Raw genomic sequence first — 15,940 nt, forward strand, 5'->3', positions numbered from 1 at the left:
GTGCACTCCTCCCGGGTCAGGGAGGGGCGGCCTGCTTCACCCCACGGACGGACCGTACCGCGCCAGCAGCCGCTCGCGCAGGTGTGGCGCCAGCGGCGGATCGATGTCCAGCACGACGCGCACGTGGGCGCCCGGCACGTCGGTCTCGCCGCTGCGCTGGTGGCGCAGGTCGACCAGCGTCTGCCCGCGGCCGGGGCCGTGGGTGTCGTCCACCACGACCGGGACGGCGGGCGCGTGCGTGGCGGTGATCCCGCCGACGAGCAGCGCGGCGGCCAGCGGGTCGTGCAGCGCGCAGCCGCGGACGCCGTAGACGCCCTGGTAGAAGGTGAAGTACTGGTCGAGCATGTCCCCGACGGCGCGCGCCGCGGGATCGGCCGAGGCCGCCAACGCCGCCTGGTCCGCCTCGGTGAACCGGTGGGCCATGGTGACGTCCAGCGGGACCAGCACGATCGGCCACGGCGCGGCGACGACCAGGGCCGCCGCCTCGGGGTCGTTGTGGATGTTGGCCTCGGAGACCGCCGAGACGTTGCCCGAGGTCTGCGCCGCCCCACCCATCACCACGACCCGCCGCACCTTCGCGGGCAGGTCCGGGTCGAGGTCCAGCGCGGCGGCCAGGTTGGTCAGCGGCCCGACGGCGAGGACCTCCAGCTCGCCCGGGTGCTCGGCCGCGAGCCGGACCAGCATCTCGGCCGCGGACTCCGCGACCGCCGCCCGGCCCGACGGCGGGAGGGCGACTCCGCCGATCCCGTCGACCCCGTGGACGTGCGGCGCCCCGCCCGCGTACACCCCGGCCCGGGGGTCCCGGGCCCCGATCGCCACCGGGACCTCCGCGCCCGCCAACGCGAGGAGGTCCAGGGTGTTCCGCGCGGCGGTCTCGGCGTCGATGTTGCCGTGCACCGCGCCGATCCCGAGCAGCCGGACCTCGGGCGAGTGCAGCAGGTAGAGCAGGGCCAGTGAGTCGTCGATGCCGGTGTCGCAGTCGAGGTACACGGGGGTCGCCACGGGAGAGATCTTTCCGCACGCCTGCGGTGACCCATACTGGGCTCATGTACTTCCGCCTCACCGCCGACGCGGCCGAGCTCGTCGAGCCCGAGAACGTCACCGCCTTCTCCGTCCGGTCGGACCTGGGCGGCGCGGACCTCGCCGCCGCCGTCGAGCGGGCCGCGCTCGGCGCCGTCCTGCCGGACGGCGAGCACGTGATGATCGACGTCGCGGCGATCCGCAGGCTGGCCGGGACCGTCCCCGCGGGCTGGGAGGACGACCTCGCCGGGATGCTCGCCTACGCGCAGAAGAAGGGCTGGACCAGCGAGGACGGCTCAGCGGTGCGGGCGCACGTCGAACGCTAGCTCCAGCGTCTCGGCCGGCCCGAGCGCGGCGAACCGGCGCTCGGGCGGGTGGGGGCAGCGGCCCTCGCGGACGCCGCCCCCTGCGCTCGATCCCGTCGAGCCGATCTCCCTCCCCCGGCGTCAGAAGCCGAGCCGGCTCGCGAGCACCTCCCGCTGGCGGGCGCTGCTGCCGAGCAGGGCCGCCCCGGTCAGGGCGCGGCGGTAGAACAGGTGGGCGTCGTGCTCCCAGGTGAAGCCGATGCCACCGTGGATCTGGATCGACGCCGCGGCGCAGGCCACCGCGGTGTCCGCGGCCTGGAACTTGGCCACCGGCGCGGCCGTGGCCAGCTCGGGTGAGTCCTCGGCCGCGGCCAGCGCCGCGAACATCACGGCGGCGCGGGCGGCGTCGAGCTCCACGGCGAGCTCCGCGCACCGGTGCTTGACCGCCTGGAACGAGCCGATCGGCCGGTTGAACTGCACCCGGGTGTTCGCGTACTCCACCACGGCGTCCAGGCAGGCGCCGGCGGTGCCGAGCAGCTCCGCGGCGAGCAGCACGCGCAGGACGTCGAGCAGCCGGTCGAGGTCCCCCTCGTCCAGCGGGGTCCCGGGGGCGTCGGTGAGCCGCACGGCCGCGACGGGGCGGGTGAGGTCGAGGGAGTCCTGCCGCTCGGCCTCGAACTCGGTGACCACGTGGAGCACGACCCGGTCGCCGACCAGGGCCGGGACGACCAGCACGTCCGCCACGTGCCCGTTCGGCACGACCGGCACCGTGCCCGTCAGGGTCCCGCCGTCCGCCCGCACGGGCACCCGCGCGGGGTCGAGGTCCGCCTCCGTGACCAGGGCCAACGCGCCGATCCGCTCCCCCGCGAGCAGCGGCGGGAGCACCTCCTTGCGAACGTCCGCGCCGCCGAGCCGCAGCACGGCCTCGGCCGCGGCCACCGTGCCCCAGGCCGGGACGGGCGCGAGTGCCCGGCCGAGCTCCTCGAGCACCAGCGCCGTCTCGACCAGCGTGAACCCGCCGCCGCCGTGCTCCTCGGGGGCGTGCAGCCCGGCCGCGCCGAAGTCCGTGCACAACCGCTGCCAGAGCGGGCCGTCGTGCCCGTCGGCCGCGCGGGGGTCCGCGTGGTCGGTGAGGAAGCTGCGGATGCTCGCGCGGAACTGGTCCTGTTCGGCGTCGTAGGCGAAGTCCATCAGGCACCCTTCCCGGGGCGGATCTCGGCGAACGGGCCGCCGTCGAGCCGGGGTTCGCGCGGCAGGCCGAGCAGCTGCTCGCCGATGATCGTGCGCTGCACCTGCGAGCTCCCCGCGTAGATCGTCCCGGCGCGGGCGTAGAGCAGCTCGTCGACCCACGCCCTCGACGAGTTGGGCGTGCCGACCTCGGCCACGCGGAGCACCTCGCCGCTGCCCGGCCCGGTCGGCGCGAGCAGCTCCGGGCCGAGGATCTCGGCGGCCAGCTCGGTGTAGCGCTGGAAGTACTCGCTCCAGACCAGCTTGCTGATCGCGCCGTCCGCCCCCGGGGTGCACCCCTGCAGCAGCGCGGTCAGCCCGCGCAGGCCGCGGTAGCGCATGACCTGCACCCGCGCCGCGCACCAGGCGAGCTCGTCCCGGATCCGCGGGTCGCCCGTCAGGCCGCGGTCGCGGGCCAGCTCGACGAGCCGGTCGAGGTCCCGGGCGAACTCGATCGCCTGCGTGGTGACCTGGCCGCCGCGCTCGAAGCCCAGCAGCGTCATCGCCGTGCGCCACCCGCCGCCGACCCCGCCGACGACGAGGTCCGCGCGCGTGCGGGCCCCGGTGAAGAACACCTCGTTGAACAGGGAGTGCCCGGCGGCGTTGACGATCGGCCGCACCTCCACCCCGGGCTGCTCCATCGGGACCAGCAGGAAGGTGATGCCCTTGTGCTTCGGCGCCGCCGGGTCGGTGCGGGCCAACACGAAGATCCAGTTGGCGGTGTGCCCGGCGGAGGTCCAGATCTTCTGGCCGTCGATCACCCACTCGTCGCCGTCGAGCACGGCGCGGGTGCGCAGGCCCGCCAGGTCGGACCCGGCGTCCGGTTCGGAGTAGCCCTGACACCAGCGGTGCTCGCCGGACAGGATCCGCGGCAGGAAGTACGACTTCTGCTCCTCGGTGCCCAGCTGGATCAGCGTGTTGCCGAGCATGCCGATGCCGAACCCGTCGTTCTCGCCGCCGCTCGGGGCGCCGGCGCGGGCGAGCTCCTCGGCCAGGACGACCTGCTCGACGTCCGTGAGCCCGGCCCCGCCGTACTCCTTCGGCCAGGAGACGGCGACCAGCCCGTTCTCGGTGAGCGTGGCCCGCCACCGGGTGGCGAACTCCGCCCGCTCGTCCGGCGGGAGGGCGCCCACCCCGGCCCAGCCCGCAGGCAGGTTCTCGGCGAGGAAGGTCCTGATGCGGGCCCGGAACCGCTCGGCGTCGGGCGGATAGGTGATGTCCATCGACGAGGGATTCTGCGCGGTGGGACCGCCCGCGTCCAGATCGATCGTTCGCTAGTGCGGTGACCGCGAACGTTCGCCGGGTGATCGCGGGATCCGGGTGGTTCCTCGCAAGGCGCCCCCGCGCCGCCTGTACCGGGTGTACCGGGGTGCGGGGGCAACGCCGCGAGGGGCCGCCCGGGCCCGCGAGGACCGGTGAACGTTCGTGGTCACCGCACTAGAGCACGCCCTGCTCCGGCTCCTGCTGCAGCGGGACGGGCTCGGGGCGGCGCAGCGCCACCGCGATCGCGGGCAGGACCAGCACGGTCAGCATCCCCGCGCCGACGAGGGCCGCGGCGTTCTCGGGCAGCATCGTGCCGTTGCGCAGCCCGATCTCGCTCAGCGCGACGACCAGGGGCAGGGCGGTGGCGGTGACCAGCGCCTGCTGCACGCGCTCGCGCAGCGACAGCACCCCGAGGTAGACGAGCAGGGCGGGCAGCCCCCGGATCCCCACCATCAGCCCGAAGAACAGCAGCAGCCGCAGCGGCGCCTGCGCGATGGCGTCGAGGTCGATCGTCATGCCGGAGTACACGAAGAAGATCGGGATGAGGAACCCGTGCCCGGTGACGTCGAGCTTCTCCTCCAGCACCGGCGCACTCCCGCCCGCCCAGCGCCGCAGCACCATCCCCGCGACGAACGCGCCCAGCACGGCGTCGAGATGGAAGCGTTCGGTGACGGCGAGGAGCAACACCAACAGCAGGACGGTGAAGCGCAGCTGGATCTGGCTGGTCTCGTGCTGGCGCTCGGTGAACACGGCCGCGAGCCGCCCGCCCGGGCGCAGCACCCGGGTGGCGAAGCCGAGCAGCACCGCGAGCACCAGGACCGTGCCCAGGGACAGCAGGGCCACCCAGCGGTTGCCGATGCCGAGGAACACCGCGATCGCCAGGATCGGCAGCAGCTCCCCCGCGGCCCCGCCCGCGAGCAGGTAGCTCCCGAACCGGCCGCGCAGCATGGCGTTCTCGCGCAGGATCGGCACGAGCGTGCCCAGCGCCGTGGTGGTCATCGCGAGGGCGACCGGGACGAACGCGCGCACCACCCCGAGCCAGGTCAGCAGGCCCACCACCGCCAGCCCGAGGGCCAGCGACGCGAACCACGCGATGATCGCGCGCCTGCCGGCGTCCTGTCGGTAGAGCCGCTGGTCGATCTCGTAGCCCGCGAGCAGGAACACGAACCCGAGCCCGAGGTCCGCCAGCGGCTCCACCGCCGTCGGCGAGGCCAGCCCGAGGACCTGCGGCCCGATGACCATCCCGCCCGCCAGCAGCAGCACCACCTGCGGCACCGGCAGCCTCGGGACCAGCCCGGCGAGCAGGGGGGCGAACGCCGCGACCGCCGTGATCGCGAGCAGGCTGTCGAGCGCGCCGGCGATGTCGTCCACGTCAGTGTCCTTCCTCTCGCAGAGGAGTCGGCCCGGGGGACCCCGCCGTTAAGGTGATCTCGTTCCACGTCGAAGGAGACACCGTGCCCGAAGCAGTGATCGTCGCCGCCGCCCGTTCCCCCATCGGCCGCGCCCGCAAGGGCTCGCTGGCGAGCATGCGACCGGACGACCTCACCGTCCAGATGGTGCGGGCCGCCCTGGACCAGGTCCCCGCGCTGGACCCCACCGAGATCGACGACCTGATCCTCGGCTGCGGCCTGCCCGGCGGCGAGTCCGGCAACAACCTCGGCCGCATCGTCGCGGTACTGCTCGGCCTGGACACCGTGCCCGGCACCACCGTCACCCGCTACTGCTCCTCCTCGGTGCAGACCACCCGCATGGCCATGCACGCCATCCGCGCCGGCGAGGGGGACGTGTTCGTCTCCGCCGGCGTGGAGACCGTGTCGCGCTTCGACAAGGGCAGCTCGGACTCGTGGCCGGACACCCACAACCCGCTCTTCGCGGACGCCGAGGCCCGCACCGTCGCCACCGCCGAGTCCGGCACCGACACCTGGACCGACCCCCGCGCGGACGGCGTCCTCCCGGACGCCTACATCGCCATGGGGCAGACCGCGGAGAACCTCGCCCGGCTCAAGGGCGTCACCCGCGAGGACATGGACCGTTTCGGCGTCCGCTCCCAGAACCTCGCCGAGCAGGCCATCGACGAGGGGTTCTACGCCCGCGAGATCACCCCGGTCACCCTGCCCGACGGCACCACGGTGAGCACCGACGACGGGCCCCGCGCCGGCGTCACCTACGAGGCGGTGTCCCAGCTCAAGCCGGTGTTCCGCCCTGACGGGTTCGTCACCGCCGGGAACTGCTGCCCGCTCAACGACGGCGCCGCCGCCCTGATCGTCATGTCCGACACCCGGGCCCGCGACCTCGGCCTGACCCCGCTCGCCCGCGTCGTCTCGACCGGGGTGACCGGGCTGTCGCCGGAGATCATGGGCTACGGGCCGGTCGAGGCCTCGAAGCAGGCCCTCGCCCGCGCCGGGATGACCATCGACGACGTCGACCTCGTCGAGATCAACGAGGCCTTCGCCGCCCAGGTCATCCCCTCGGCCCGCGACCTGGGCATCGACCCGTTCGGGGACAAGCTCAACGTCCACGGCGGCGCCATCGCCGTCGGCCACCCCTTCGGCATGACCGGCGCCCGCATCACCACCACCCTGCTCAACGGCCTGCGCGCCAAGGACAAGAGCATCGGGCTCGAGACCATGTGCGTCGGCGGCGGCCAGGGCATGGCCGTCGTCTACGAGCGGCTCAGCTGAGGGTTGTGGCCCCGGATCCTCCGGGGCTACAGTCCGGCCGAATTAGTTCAGGTTCCATCGAAAAGGAGCGGACGATGAGGTCGCCCACCCCCGCGGACAGGTTCTCCTTCGGTCTCTGGACGGTCGGGTGGGAGGCCCGCGACCCGTTCGGCGAGGCGACCCGCCCCCCGCTCGACGTCGTCGAGGCCGTCCACCGGCTGGCCGAGCGGGGCGCCTGGGGCCTGACCTTCCACGACGACGACCTGTTCGGCTTCCGCCCGGACGAGTCCACCCGGGACAAGCAGGTCGGCAGGCTGCGCGAGGTCCTGGAGAGCACCGGGATGGTCGTCCCGATGATCACGACCAACCTGTTCACCCACCCCGTGTTCAAAGACGGCGGCTTCACCAGCAACGACCGCGGCGTCCGCCGGTTCGCCCTGCGGAAGGTGCTGCGCAACATCGAGCTGGCGGCCGAGCTCGGCGCGCAGACGTTCGTGCTGTGGGGCGGCCGGGAGGGCGCGGAGTACGAGTCCGCGAAGGACGTGCGGGCCGCGCTGGACCGCTACGCCGAGGCGATGGACCTGCTCTGCGCCTTCGTCCTCGACCGCGGCTACGACATCCGGTTCGCCCTCGAGCCCAAGCCCAACGAGCCCCGCGGCGACATCCTGCTCCCGACGGTCGGGCACGCGCTGGCCTTCATCGAGCGGCTGGAGCACCCCGAGCTGGTCGGGGTGAACCCCGAGGTCGGCCACGAGCAGATGGCCGGGCTCAACTTCGCCCACGGCATCGCCCAGGCGCTCTGGGCGGGCAAGCTGTTCCACATCGACCTCAACGGGCAGCGCGGCGCCAAGTACGACCAGGACCTGGTGTTCGGCCACGGCGACCTGCTGAACGCCTTCGCGCTGGTCGACCTGCTGGAGACCGCGGGCTACGAGGGGCCCCGGCACTTCGACTACAAGCCCTCGCGCACCGAGGACATCACCGGGGTGTGGGACTCGGCGTCGGCCAACATGCGCACCTACCTGATCCTGGCCGAGCGGGCCGCGGCCTTCCGCGCGGACCCCGAGGTCGTGCAGGCGCAGGCGCTCGCGGGCATCCCGGACCTGGCCCTGCCGACCCTGGACCCCGGCGAGTCCCTCCAGGACCTGCTCGCGGACCGCAGCGCCTTCGAGGACTACGACCCGGACGCCGCGGGCGAACGCGGCTACGGCTTCGTCCGCCTCCACCAGCTGGCCCTCGAACACCTCACCGGCGCCCGCTGACCCGACCCGCGCCTTCGGCGCCCGTGCGTGGTAAGTGGTGCTCTGGCACCACTTACCACTCACGAGCGCCGGAGGCGCCGATCCCTCGGGAGGTCGTCCTGTCCACGCCCCGCGCGATCGGGCCCGCCGCGCTCCGGCGTCACAACCTCGGGTTGCTGCTCGCGGCCCTGCGTGCCGGACCCGCCTCCCGGGCGGCGCTGGCGAGCCGCACCGGTCTGACCCGCGCGACCGTCGCCTCGCTGCTGGACCCCCTCGTCCGTGTCGGGGTGCTCGTCGAGGAGACCGCGGCGCCGGCCGGACCGGGGCGGCCCGCCCGGCCGGTGGGGTTCGGGCCGCGCTCGCCCGTCGCCGTCGGCGTGTCGATCGAGGTCGACGCCGTCGTGGCGGGGGCGTCGGGCCTGGACGGCGTGTCCGCGGGCAGGCGCCGGGTGCCCCGCGACCACCGCGCCCTGACCGCCGACGCGATCTACGCCGGCGCGGCCGAGGTCGCCGCCGGCCTCGCCGCCGAGCTGGGACGACCGGTGCTCGGCACCGGCCTCGCCCTCCCCGCCCTGCTCAGCGGCACACCGGACGACACGGTGGTGGTGCGGGCCCCCAACCTCCCCGCCCTGGACGGGACCCGCCCCACCCTGAGCCCGGCACCCGCCCCCACCCCCCGGCGGGTGCTGGTCGGGAACGAGGCGACCTTCGGTGCGCTCGCCCATCTCGACGTCGCGCCCGACCTGATCTACGTCTCCGCGGACGTCGGCATCGGCGGCGGGCTCGTCGTCGACGGGCGGGTGCTGCGGGGCACCCGCGGGTTCGCGGGCGAGATCGGGCACGTCGTCGTCGAGCCGGACGGCCCCGCCTGCGGTTGCGGCGGCCGCGGCTGCGTCGAACAGTTCGCAGGCCGGGACGCGCTGCTCGCGACGAGCGGGTGCGCGGACCTCGCCGCCCTCCGGCGGGCCCTGGAGCGGGGCGAGCCGAGTGCGGTCGAGGCGGTCCGCCGGGCGGGCACGGCGCTGGGCGTGGGGTTGTCGTCGGTGGTCAACGTCGTCGACCTGCCGGTCGTGGTGCTCGGCGGGCTGTTCGCCGAGCTCGTCCCCCACCTGCTGCCCGCGGTGGAGGCCGAGCTCGCGACCCGCTGCATGGGGCATCCGCCGGAGCGCGTCGTGGCCTCCCGCCACGGGGACGCCGCGACCGTGCGGGGCGCTGCCGAGGCGGTCCTGGCCGAGGTGCTCGCCGACCCGGACCGCCTCCTGGAGGTCCCTGACCCGGCCCGGGTGAGGATGGAGCCATGACCCACGCCGACGCCGTCGTCGAGTCCGGGATCGCCACCCTGACGATCACCGACGCCACCTCCGCCAACGTCCTCGGCTCCCCCGTGGTCGCCGACCTGCGCGCCGCGCTCGCCGCTCTCGCGCGGTCCGACCTGCGGGTCCTGGTGCTGCGCGGCACCGGGGACAAGGCGTTCGTCGCCGGCGCGGACGTCTACGAGATGGCCGGGCTCGACCGGGGCACCGCCGAGGTGTTCATCGACGGGCTGCGCGAGCTGTGCGAGGCGGTCCGGCTGTTCCCGACCCCGGTCGTCTGCAGGCTGCCCGGCTGGACCCTGGGCGCCGGGCTGGAGCTGGCGATGGCCTGCGACCTGCGCATCGCCGCCGAGGACGCCCGGTTCGGGATGCCCGAGGTGGCCCTGGGCATCCCGTCGGTCATCCACGCCGCGCTCCTGCCGCGACTGGTCGGCGCCGCGCGCGCCTCCCGGATGCTGCTCACCGGCGAGCCCATCGACGCCGCCACCGCGCTGACCTGGGGTCTGGTGGACGAGCTGGTCCCGCTCGACGGGCTCGACGCGCGGATCGCCGCGCACGCGGAGCGCTTCGCGGGCTTCGGCCCGCAGGTCCTGCGGCAGCAGAAGCGGCTGCTCCGGGAGTGGCAGTCCCAGTCCATCGAGGACGCCACCCGCGCGAGCGTGGCCGAGTTCGGCGCGGCCTTCACCACCGGCGAACCGCAGACCCACATGCGCCGGTTCACCGAACGCTGACCACCTCACCGTCGCCGCCGCGGTCCTCGACCTGCGCCACCCGCGAGACGGCCCGCCGGCGGAGCGGCGCTCAGTCCTCCGATCCCGTGGCGCCCCGTTCGTAGGCGGTGGGCTCGGCCTTCGCGTCCCCCCGAGCCCGCTCGGCGGCGATGTTCGCGTCGATGGCGGCCTCCCAGCGCTCCGGCGACCGGCGACGGGCCGAGCGGGCCGCACGGAAGCCCGCGATCACGGGGGTGAGCACGGCGTCCGCGACGGGTTCGGGCGCGATCTGCAGGTCCTCGCTCATCGAGGCGCCGTGGATCCGGCGGGTGAGGGCGTCGAGGGCGGGCCGCGACAGGCGCGGCGGCAGCTTCAGGAACTGCTGCAGGAGGGAGGCGATCGAGTCCAGGGTCGCGTCGGCGAGCCGTGCGGAGTCGTCCGAGACGGGCCCGGTCACGGCCTGCAGGAGGTCGTCGACCCGGCGGGCGGCCTGGTTGCCGGTGATCCCCTCGACCAGCCGGGCATCCACGCCGAGCAGGTGGGCGACGTGCCACCAGTACCGGTACAGACCGTCGAGCTCGCGCCCGGTGAGCCCGAACCCCATCAGCTCCTCGGCGGTGTAGGCGGTGAGGGTGAAGTCCATCCAGGTCCGGGCCAGGTCGACCTGGTTGATCGGCACGCCGTCGACCGTGCTGTCGTACCCGCGGTCGAGCGCCAGCTTGCGCATGTGGGCGTGCAGCATCCGCACGTGCAGCGTCGCGACGTACCCGGGCTTCCCGGGGCGCAGGTTGCCCGGCAGCATCGCCTGGGTGACCCAGGTGCCGGTCTCGGTGAGCCGCTTCTCCGCGCGGTCCACGAGCCTGCCGGTCGTGGAGAGCACCTTCGCGATCGACGGGGACTCGTAGACCCGGACCAGGGCGCCCGCGCTGAGCGAGAGGATGTGGACCGGGGTCGGCGAGCTGAAGTACGGCCGCGACGCCTGGTCGAGGAGGTGGTCGTCCGCGTAGGCGGGCGGCGTCTCGGTCTGGTGCAGGAACGCCGCCAGCGCGGGCGGCGGATCGTCGAGGGAGCCGAGCCCGTCCTGGATCCCCCGGGTGAGCAGCGGTCGCGCGACCGCCGTGCCGAGCTCGTGCATCTCGGTGACCACGGCGTCCGCCAGCGGGTCACCGGTGGTCAGCGCCCAGCGCATCAGGTCGGCGCGACCGTCGCCGAACTGGGCGAGCACGGCGTCGTGACCCGATCGGCCGCTGGGCCACGCGGCGGTCGTCGTGGTCGTGGTGGTGGTCATGTCTCACTCCGGTTCCTCGTGACGGGCTGGGTCGGTGTCGGTGACGGGGATGCCGAAGGCCGCGAACAGGCGCGCCATGTCGGCGCGCATCGTCGCGGTGGGGGTGGCGGCGCCGCGGGCCATCTCGTGCAGGATCAGCCCGGACAGCGCGCGCACGAGGGTGTCCGCCGCGGCGGGGGGCTGCACCAGCGGCCGGAACAGGGCGGAGAAGCCCTCGACGAAGGCGTCCGCGATCGGCCGCAGCCGCGGCTCGTGGATCGCGGTCAGGGTCAGCTGGATGACGCCGTCCGCCGGCACGTGGGTGCCGTAGGGCGCGCGGCCCACCAGCTCCATCGCCGCGTCGAGGAGCGTCATCCGGCGCGCGACGACCTCCTGCTCCAGCCTGCGGAAGTCGGCGAGGGTGCGGCTGCAGGTCAGCTCGAACGCGGCGACCAGCAGGTCGTCCGCGGTGCTGAAGTGGTAGGTCGTGGAGGCCAGCGACGTGCCCGCCCGCGCGGCCACCGCCCGTTGGGTCGCGGCGGCGACGCCCTCGGTGCAGATGATCTCGATCGCGGCATCGAGCAGCGCGGCCCGGGTCCGGGCGCTTCGGCTGTGGCGGCCATCCACAATTCGTACGCTAGTACAGATACTTCGCCGGGCGCACGCGCGGCACCCGTTCGGGTGTCCGGCGTGCGCCCGGGATCCCGGCTCAGTCGGTCTCGGCCCGCACCCGGAAGTCCCCCGGCTCGAGCACCGCCGAGATCGCGACCCCGGCGACGAGCGCCCAGAACGGGCTGGAGATCCCCAGCGGCGCGACCTCGCTCATCGCCACCACCAGTGCGGTCAGCGCGCCGATCCGGAAGCGGCCCTCGCCGAACGCGCCCCGGAACGACGACACCAGCACCCCGATCATGGCGAGCCCCGCGACGACCGCCACCAGCTCGGACGGCAGCGCCGTGACCGCCGTGACCGCGACACCGGCGAGGACGCCGAACGCGATGAACAGCACCCCGTTGACGACGCTCGCGGCATAGCGGGCGTCGGGGTCCGGCCCCGCCTGCGGGCCCGAGCAGATCGCGGTCATGGGGCCGGCGATGTTGGCGTTGTGGCCCCCGGTCAGCGGGGCCAGCAGGCCGCCCACGCCGCTCGCGACGGTCATGGCGTTGATCGGCGGCCGGTAGCCCTGGCTGAGCAGCACACCGTAGGCCTGGGCGTTCTCCGCCGCGATCACGAGGACCGCCAGCGGGACCCCGACGGCCAGGATCGCGGCGACGTCGAACGTCGGGGCGACGAGCACCGGCGCCGTCCAGCCGTCCACGGCGGAGGCCTGCGTGGCGAACCCACCCGTGGCCGCGGCCGCGATCACCCCGGCGACCAGGGCGCCGAGGGCGCCGGGCACCACCGGCACGAACCGGGACAGCAGCAGGAACCCGACGATCGCGGCCGCGGCGATCCAGGGCGCGGACTCGGCCGCGGTGACCACCCCGGTCCCGAACCGGACCAGCGCGCCGGCGATCATCGCCATGACGATCGGCTGGGGCAGCCATCGGGACACCGTGCCGATCAGCCCGGACAGCCCGAGCACGAGCACGAGCAGGCCCGCGACGAGGAACGTCCCGACGACGGCGGAGAACGGGAACGTCCCGAGCGCCCCGACCACCAGCACCGCGCCCGGGATGGAGTACGCGCCGACGATCGGCATCCGGTAGCGCAACGCGAGGAGCAGCGAGATCAGCCCCCCGAACACGTAGATCCCGAAGATCCAGGACGAGATCAGCGGTCCCGGCAGTCCGTTCGCGGCGGCGCCGTCGATCACGATCAGCGCCGGGCCGGTGCAGCCGAACACGGCGGCGACCACGCCGGCCCCGACGGTCGCGGGGTTCAGCCGTCGGGGCAGTGCGCGCAGCCCGGACCGGATGCCCGGCCCCGGCTCGATGCGGCGGGCGGGCCGCCGCGGGGGCGCGGCGGTGGTCGAGCCGTCGGTGGGGCCACCCTCGGGTGCGGTCATCGTGTCGCCTCCTTGCGATCGTTCTGGTGTGCGCTAGCGGTGTCCCTAGCGCCGCAGGCGCGCGAACCCGCGGCGGACGAGCGCGCGGACGGTGTCCCGGACGGTCCCCGCCACCAGGCGCAGCTGCGCGCCGCGGCTCGGCGCGGTGACCGACCCGGTCTCCGCCGCCTCGTCGACGCTCGCCGCGAACTGCTCGAACAGCCTGCGCGAGACGTCCCCGGCCAGCGCCCGGCCGAACTGCGCGACCCGACCGGTGAGGTGGACGTCGGCGTGCGCGGTCAGGACCGTGCCGCCGTCCGGCCCGGCCTCGGCCGCCAGCACCACGTCCGCCTGGGTGGCGCTGCCGCCCGCGTCGGCGCCCTGGGCGTGGAACCGTAGCCGGTGCGCGGCCGGGTCCCGCTCGACGACCTGGGCCAGGCCGTCGAAGGACAGCTTCACCGGGCCGAGCGCGACGACGGCGCGGCCGCGGTAGCGGTCGCCGTCGAGCACCTCGGTCAGCCGCGCCCCGGGCAGGCACCGGGCGAGCAGGTCGAAGTCGTCGAGCACGGCCCAGACCCGCTCGACCGGGGAACCCAGGGCGCTGGTGACGTCCACGACCGCGGACGGCGGTCCGGACGGCAGCCGCACCTCCTGTGCCAGTGCCGCCGCGGGGACGTCCTCCCCCGCGGCCGCGGCGCCGGTCCCGCCGCCGCTCCCCCGCCCGACCAGGGTGCGCGTGCCGCACGCCCGTGGCCCGGGGACGCCGTCCGGGTACCGCTGCCGCACGTCGTCGACGGCCGCGAGGATCCCGCGGTAGCCGGTGCACCGGCAGAGCACGCCGGACATCTGCTCGGGCAGCTCCTCGCTCTCCACCTCGGGAGTGGTCGTGAGCAGGTCGTAGCTGCTCATCAGCATCCCGGGGGTGCAGAAGCCGCACTGCAGCGCGTGGTGGGCGGAGAACGCCTGCTGCAGCGGGTGCTGGTCGTCGGGCGTGCCCAGCCCCTCCACGGTCACGATCTCGGCGCCCTCGCACTGCACCGCGAACAGCAGGCAGGCCCGGGCGGCCTCGCCGTCGACGAGCACGGTGCACATGCCGCAGACGCCGTGCTCGCAGCCCAGGTGGGTCCCGGTGAGGCCGAGCTGCTCCCGCAGCACGTCACCGAGGTGCGCGCGCGGCGGCACGGTGACCGTGGTCTCGGTGCCGTTCACCGTCATCGTGATCCCGACGGTCTCGTCGGCGGCGACGCGGTCGCGGGGCTGAGCGGGGCCTGCGAGACCGTCGTGCCTCGGCTCGACCGTGGTCATGAACCCTCCTTCCGGTCCCGGGCGCGCTGCAGCGCACGGGACAGCTCGCGGGCGGCGAGCACTCCGAACAACCGGCGCCGGTAGCCGGTGGAACCGTGGGTGTCCCCGCCGGTGTCGACGACGTCGTCGGCCAGCGCGGCGGTGGCCGGGCGCAGGTCGTCCTCGTGCTCGGCGAGCAGCGAGGTGACGTCCCGGGTGACGGCCCGGTCGGAGATCCCGAACCCGGTCAGCCGGGCCTCGGTCACCCCGCCGTCGGCACCGACCCGGACCCGGGTGACCACGCCGGCGAGGGCGAAGTCACCGTGCCGGCGGGCGATCTCGGCGAACCCGTACCCCTCGCCCGTCCGGGCGTGGGGGAACGTCACCGCGACGACGACGTCCTCCGGGCCGGCCGCGGTGGTCATCGCGCCGGTCACGAACTCCTCGGCGGGCAGCCTGCGCCGCCCGGCCGGGCCCGCCAGCTCCACGGTCGCCTGCAGGCAGCAGGCGACGGCGGGCAGCTCGGCGGCCGGGTCGGCGTGGGCGAGGCTGCCGCAGACGGTGCCCCGGCTGCGCAGCTCCCGGTGCCCGACGAACGGCATGGCCATCCCGATCAGCGGGACAGCCCGGGCCGCCGGGTCGTGTTCGACCGCGCGCTGCCGCACCGCCGCGCCGATCCGGTAGCCGTGCTGGTCCGGGCCCACCGAGGCCAGCTCCGGCACGGCCGTGATGTCGACCAGCGTGCCGGGGCGGCCCAGCCGCATCGCGAGGACCGGCACCAGGGACTGCCCGCCTGCCAGGACCTTGCCGTCCCCGCCCGCGAGCTCGCCGAGCACGTCGTCGAGCCTGCCGGGGCGGACGTAGGCGAACGGTGCGGCCTTCATCAGCGCCCCGTGAAGTGCGGGGCGCGCTTCTCCCCGAACGCCTTCACGCCCTCGGCGAAGTCCGCGGTCGCCCGCAGCATCGAGTAGGCCTTCCGCTCCAGCTCGATGCCGGTGTAGAGCGGCCCGTCGACGCCGCGGTCGAGCACCTCCTTCGCGGTGCGCAGCGCGGCGGGTGAGAAGCCCGCCATCTTCAGCGCCAGCGCGTCGACGGCCGAGTACAGGGCGTCCCGGTCGTCGTGCAGGCCGGCCAGGATGCCCCAGTCGAGCGCCTGCTGGGCCTGGATCCGCGTCGCGGTCATGATGTGGAACTTCGCCCGGGACAGCCCGATCAGCCGGGCCAGGCGCTGGGTGCCGCCGGAGCCGGGGATCATGCCGAGGTTCATCTCGGGCAGCGCGAGCTGGGTGCGCGGGGTGCCGAGCCGGATGTCGCAGGACAGCACCATCTCCAGGCCGACGCCGAAGCAGTAGCCGTCGATCGCGGCGATGACGGGCTTGGTGCTGCGGGCGGGCGCGGTGACGTCCTGGCCCAGGTCGGTGAGGTCGATGGGCTCGACCTCCATGAACCCGGCGATGTCGCCGCCGGAGGTGAAGTGCTCGCCGTCCGAGCGGACCACGACGACGCGGATCTGCGGGTCCCGGTCGATCTCGGCGAAGCGCTCGGCGACGAGCCTGCGCATCTCCATGGTGACGACCGTGTACTTGCCGTGGGACAGGGTCAGGTACGCGACCCGCCCGTCGTGCGCGCGCTCCAGGACGACGTCGCCGCCGGTGAGTGCCAT

Annotated in this window: 15 protein-coding genes; 5 read left to right on the plus strand and 10 right to left on the minus strand. The window is 74.6% G+C overall.

Features of this window, described 5'->3' with window-relative positions; translation table 11 throughout:
- Positions 1 to 36: 36 nt before the first annotated feature.
- Entirely contained in the window at positions 37 to 1,002 is a 966-nt protein-coding gene (locus L3X23_RS14205) for a nucleoside hydrolase (RefSeq protein ID WP_237192667.1), read from the minus strand.
- A 44-nt stretch (positions 1,003 to 1,046) separates the two neighbouring features.
- Between L3X23_RS14205 and L3X23_RS14210 the strand changes: the two genes are divergently transcribed.
- Positions 1,047 to 1,346 carry a hypothetical protein gene (locus L3X23_RS14210; protein ID WP_237192668.1) on the plus strand — a complete coding sequence of 100 codons (300 nt, stop codon included), beginning with the start codon at positions 1,047 to 1,049 and terminating at the stop codon, positions 1,344 to 1,346.
- 120 nt (positions 1,347 to 1,466) lie between these two features.
- On the opposite strand, the gene L3X23_RS14215 is transcribed toward L3X23_RS14210, so the two are convergent.
- The 3 genes from L3X23_RS14215 to L3X23_RS14225 all read right to left on the minus strand — a co-directional run bounded on the left by L3X23_RS14215 (position 1,467) and on the right by L3X23_RS14225 (position 5,186).
- Entirely contained in the window at positions 1,467 to 2,516 is a 1,050-nt protein-coding gene (locus L3X23_RS14215) for an acyl-CoA dehydrogenase family protein (protein ID WP_237192669.1), read from the minus strand.
- Positions 2,516 to 3,775, minus strand: a complete 1,260-nt coding sequence (locus L3X23_RS14220) for an acyl-CoA dehydrogenase family protein (RefSeq protein ID WP_237192670.1) — start codon at positions 3,773 to 3,775, stop codon at positions 2,516 to 2,518. Before L3X23_RS14220 ends, L3X23_RS14215 begins: the two co-directional genes overlap by 1 nt.
- Positions 3,776 to 3,989: 214 nt before the next feature.
- On the minus strand, positions 3,990 to 5,186 hold the full coding sequence (locus L3X23_RS14225; protein ID WP_237192671.1) for a cation:proton antiporter: 1,197 nt from the start codon (positions 5,184 to 5,186) through the stop codon (positions 3,990 to 3,992).
- A gap of 83 nt (positions 5,187 to 5,269) precedes the next feature.
- On the opposite strand from L3X23_RS14225, the gene L3X23_RS14230 reads away from it, so the two are divergent.
- The 4 genes from L3X23_RS14230 (at position 5,270) to L3X23_RS14245 (ending at position 9,760) form a co-directional block, all read left to right on the plus strand.
- On the plus strand, positions 5,270 to 6,496 hold the full coding sequence (locus L3X23_RS14230; protein ID WP_237192672.1) for an acetyl-CoA C-acetyltransferase: 1,227 nt from the start codon (positions 5,270 to 5,272) through the stop codon (positions 6,494 to 6,496).
- A 74-nt stretch (positions 6,497 to 6,570) separates the two neighbouring features.
- Positions 6,571 to 7,737 (plus strand): xylose isomerase, encoded by a 1,167-nt coding sequence (gene xylA / locus L3X23_RS14235; RefSeq protein WP_237192673.1) that lies wholly within the window; start codon positions 6,571 to 6,573, stop codon positions 7,735 to 7,737.
- A 152-nt stretch (positions 7,738 to 7,889) separates the two neighbouring features.
- On the plus strand, positions 7,890 to 9,017 hold the full coding sequence (locus L3X23_RS14240) for an ROK family protein (RefSeq protein WP_237192674.1): 1,128 nt from the start codon (positions 7,890 to 7,892) through the stop codon (positions 9,015 to 9,017).
- The gene (locus L3X23_RS14245) at positions 9,014 to 9,760 is read left to right on the plus strand and encodes an enoyl-CoA hydratase (protein ID WP_237192675.1); all 747 of its coding nucleotides are present in this window, start codon (positions 9,014 to 9,016) and stop codon (positions 9,758 to 9,760) included. The genes L3X23_RS14240 and L3X23_RS14245 overlap by 4 nt, the downstream gene beginning before the upstream one ends.
- Before the next feature lie 70 nt (positions 9,761 to 9,830).
- On the opposite strand, the gene L3X23_RS14250 is transcribed toward L3X23_RS14245, so the two are convergent.
- From L3X23_RS14250 to L3X23_RS14275, 6 genes are all read right to left on the minus strand, one after another.
- On the minus strand, positions 9,831 to 11,027 hold the full coding sequence (locus L3X23_RS14250) for an oxygenase MpaB family protein (RefSeq protein ID WP_237192676.1): 1,197 nt from the start codon (positions 11,025 to 11,027) through the stop codon (positions 9,831 to 9,833).
- Between the two features lie 3 nt (positions 11,028 to 11,030).
- Positions 11,031 to 11,633, minus strand: a complete 603-nt coding sequence (locus tag L3X23_RS14255) for a TetR/AcrR family transcriptional regulator (protein WP_237192677.1) — start codon at positions 11,631 to 11,633, stop codon at positions 11,031 to 11,033.
- Positions 11,634 to 11,715: 82 nt separating this feature from the next.
- On the minus strand, positions 11,716 to 13,014 hold the full coding sequence (locus tag L3X23_RS14260; RefSeq protein WP_237192678.1) for a benzoate/H(+) symporter BenE family transporter: 1,299 nt from the start codon (positions 13,012 to 13,014) through the stop codon (positions 11,716 to 11,718).
- Between the two features lie 45 nt (positions 13,015 to 13,059).
- Positions 13,060 to 14,298, minus strand: coding sequence for a 2Fe-2S iron-sulfur cluster-binding protein (locus L3X23_RS14265; RefSeq protein ID WP_237192679.1), 1,239 nt, complete (start codon positions 14,296 to 14,298; stop codon positions 13,060 to 13,062).
- Positions 14,295 to 15,161: a xanthine dehydrogenase family protein subunit M gene (locus L3X23_RS14270; RefSeq protein WP_237192680.1), complete on the minus strand. Its 867-nt coding sequence runs from the start codon at positions 15,159 to 15,161 to the stop codon at positions 14,295 to 14,297. Before L3X23_RS14270 ends, L3X23_RS14265 begins: the two co-directional genes overlap by 4 nt.
- Positions 15,161 to 15,940, minus strand: coding sequence for an enoyl-CoA hydratase/isomerase family protein (locus L3X23_RS14275; protein WP_093078948.1), 780 nt, complete (start codon positions 15,938 to 15,940; stop codon positions 15,161 to 15,163). The genes L3X23_RS14270 and L3X23_RS14275 overlap by 1 nt, the downstream gene beginning before the upstream one ends.

Source organism: Pseudonocardia sp. WMMC193 (assembly GCF_021728735.1).
GTDB classification, from domain to species: Bacteria; Actinomycetota; Actinomycetes; order Mycobacteriales; family Pseudonocardiaceae; genus Pseudonocardia; species Pseudonocardia oroxyli.

What these genes read in the sequence shown, in the direction of transcription:
- L3X23_RS14210 (WP_237192668.1), top strand. Translation starts at nt 1,047, where the DNA reads ATGTACTTCCGCCTCACCGCCGACGCGGCCGAGCTCGTCGAGCCCGAG.
- L3X23_RS14215 (WP_237192669.1), bottom strand. Translation starts at nt 2,516, where the DNA reads ATGGACTTCGCCTACGACGCCGAACAGGACCAGTTCCGCGCGAGCATC.
- L3X23_RS14220 (WP_237192670.1), bottom strand. Translation starts at nt 3,775, where the DNA reads ATGGACATCACCTATCCGCCCGACGCCGAGCGGTTCCGGGCCCGCATC.
- xylA (WP_237192673.1), top strand. Translation starts at nt 6,571, where the DNA reads ATGAGGTCGCCCACCCCCGCGGACAGGTTCTCCTTCGGTCTCTGGACG.
- L3X23_RS14245 (WP_237192675.1), top strand. Translation starts at nt 9,014, where the DNA reads ATGACCCACGCCGACGCCGTCGTCGAGTCCGGGATCGCCACCCTGACG.
- L3X23_RS14250 (WP_237192676.1), bottom strand. Translation starts at nt 11,027, where the DNA reads ATGACCACCACCACGACCACGACGACCGCCGCGTGGCCCAGCGGCCGA.
- L3X23_RS14260 (WP_237192678.1), bottom strand. Translation starts at nt 13,014, where the DNA reads ATGACCGCACCCGAGGGTGGCCCCACCGACGGCTCGACCACCGCCGCG.
- L3X23_RS14265 (WP_237192679.1), bottom strand. Translation starts at nt 14,298, where the DNA reads ATGACCACGGTCGAGCCGAGGCACGACGGTCTCGCAGGCCCCGCTCAG.
- L3X23_RS14270 (WP_237192680.1), bottom strand. Translation starts at nt 15,161, where the DNA reads ATGAAGGCCGCACCGTTCGCCTACGTCCGCCCCGGCAGGCTCGACGAC.
- L3X23_RS14275 (WP_093078948.1), bottom strand. Translation starts at nt 15,940, where the DNA reads ATGGCACTCACCGGCGGCGACGTCGTCCTGGAGCGCGCGCACGACGGG.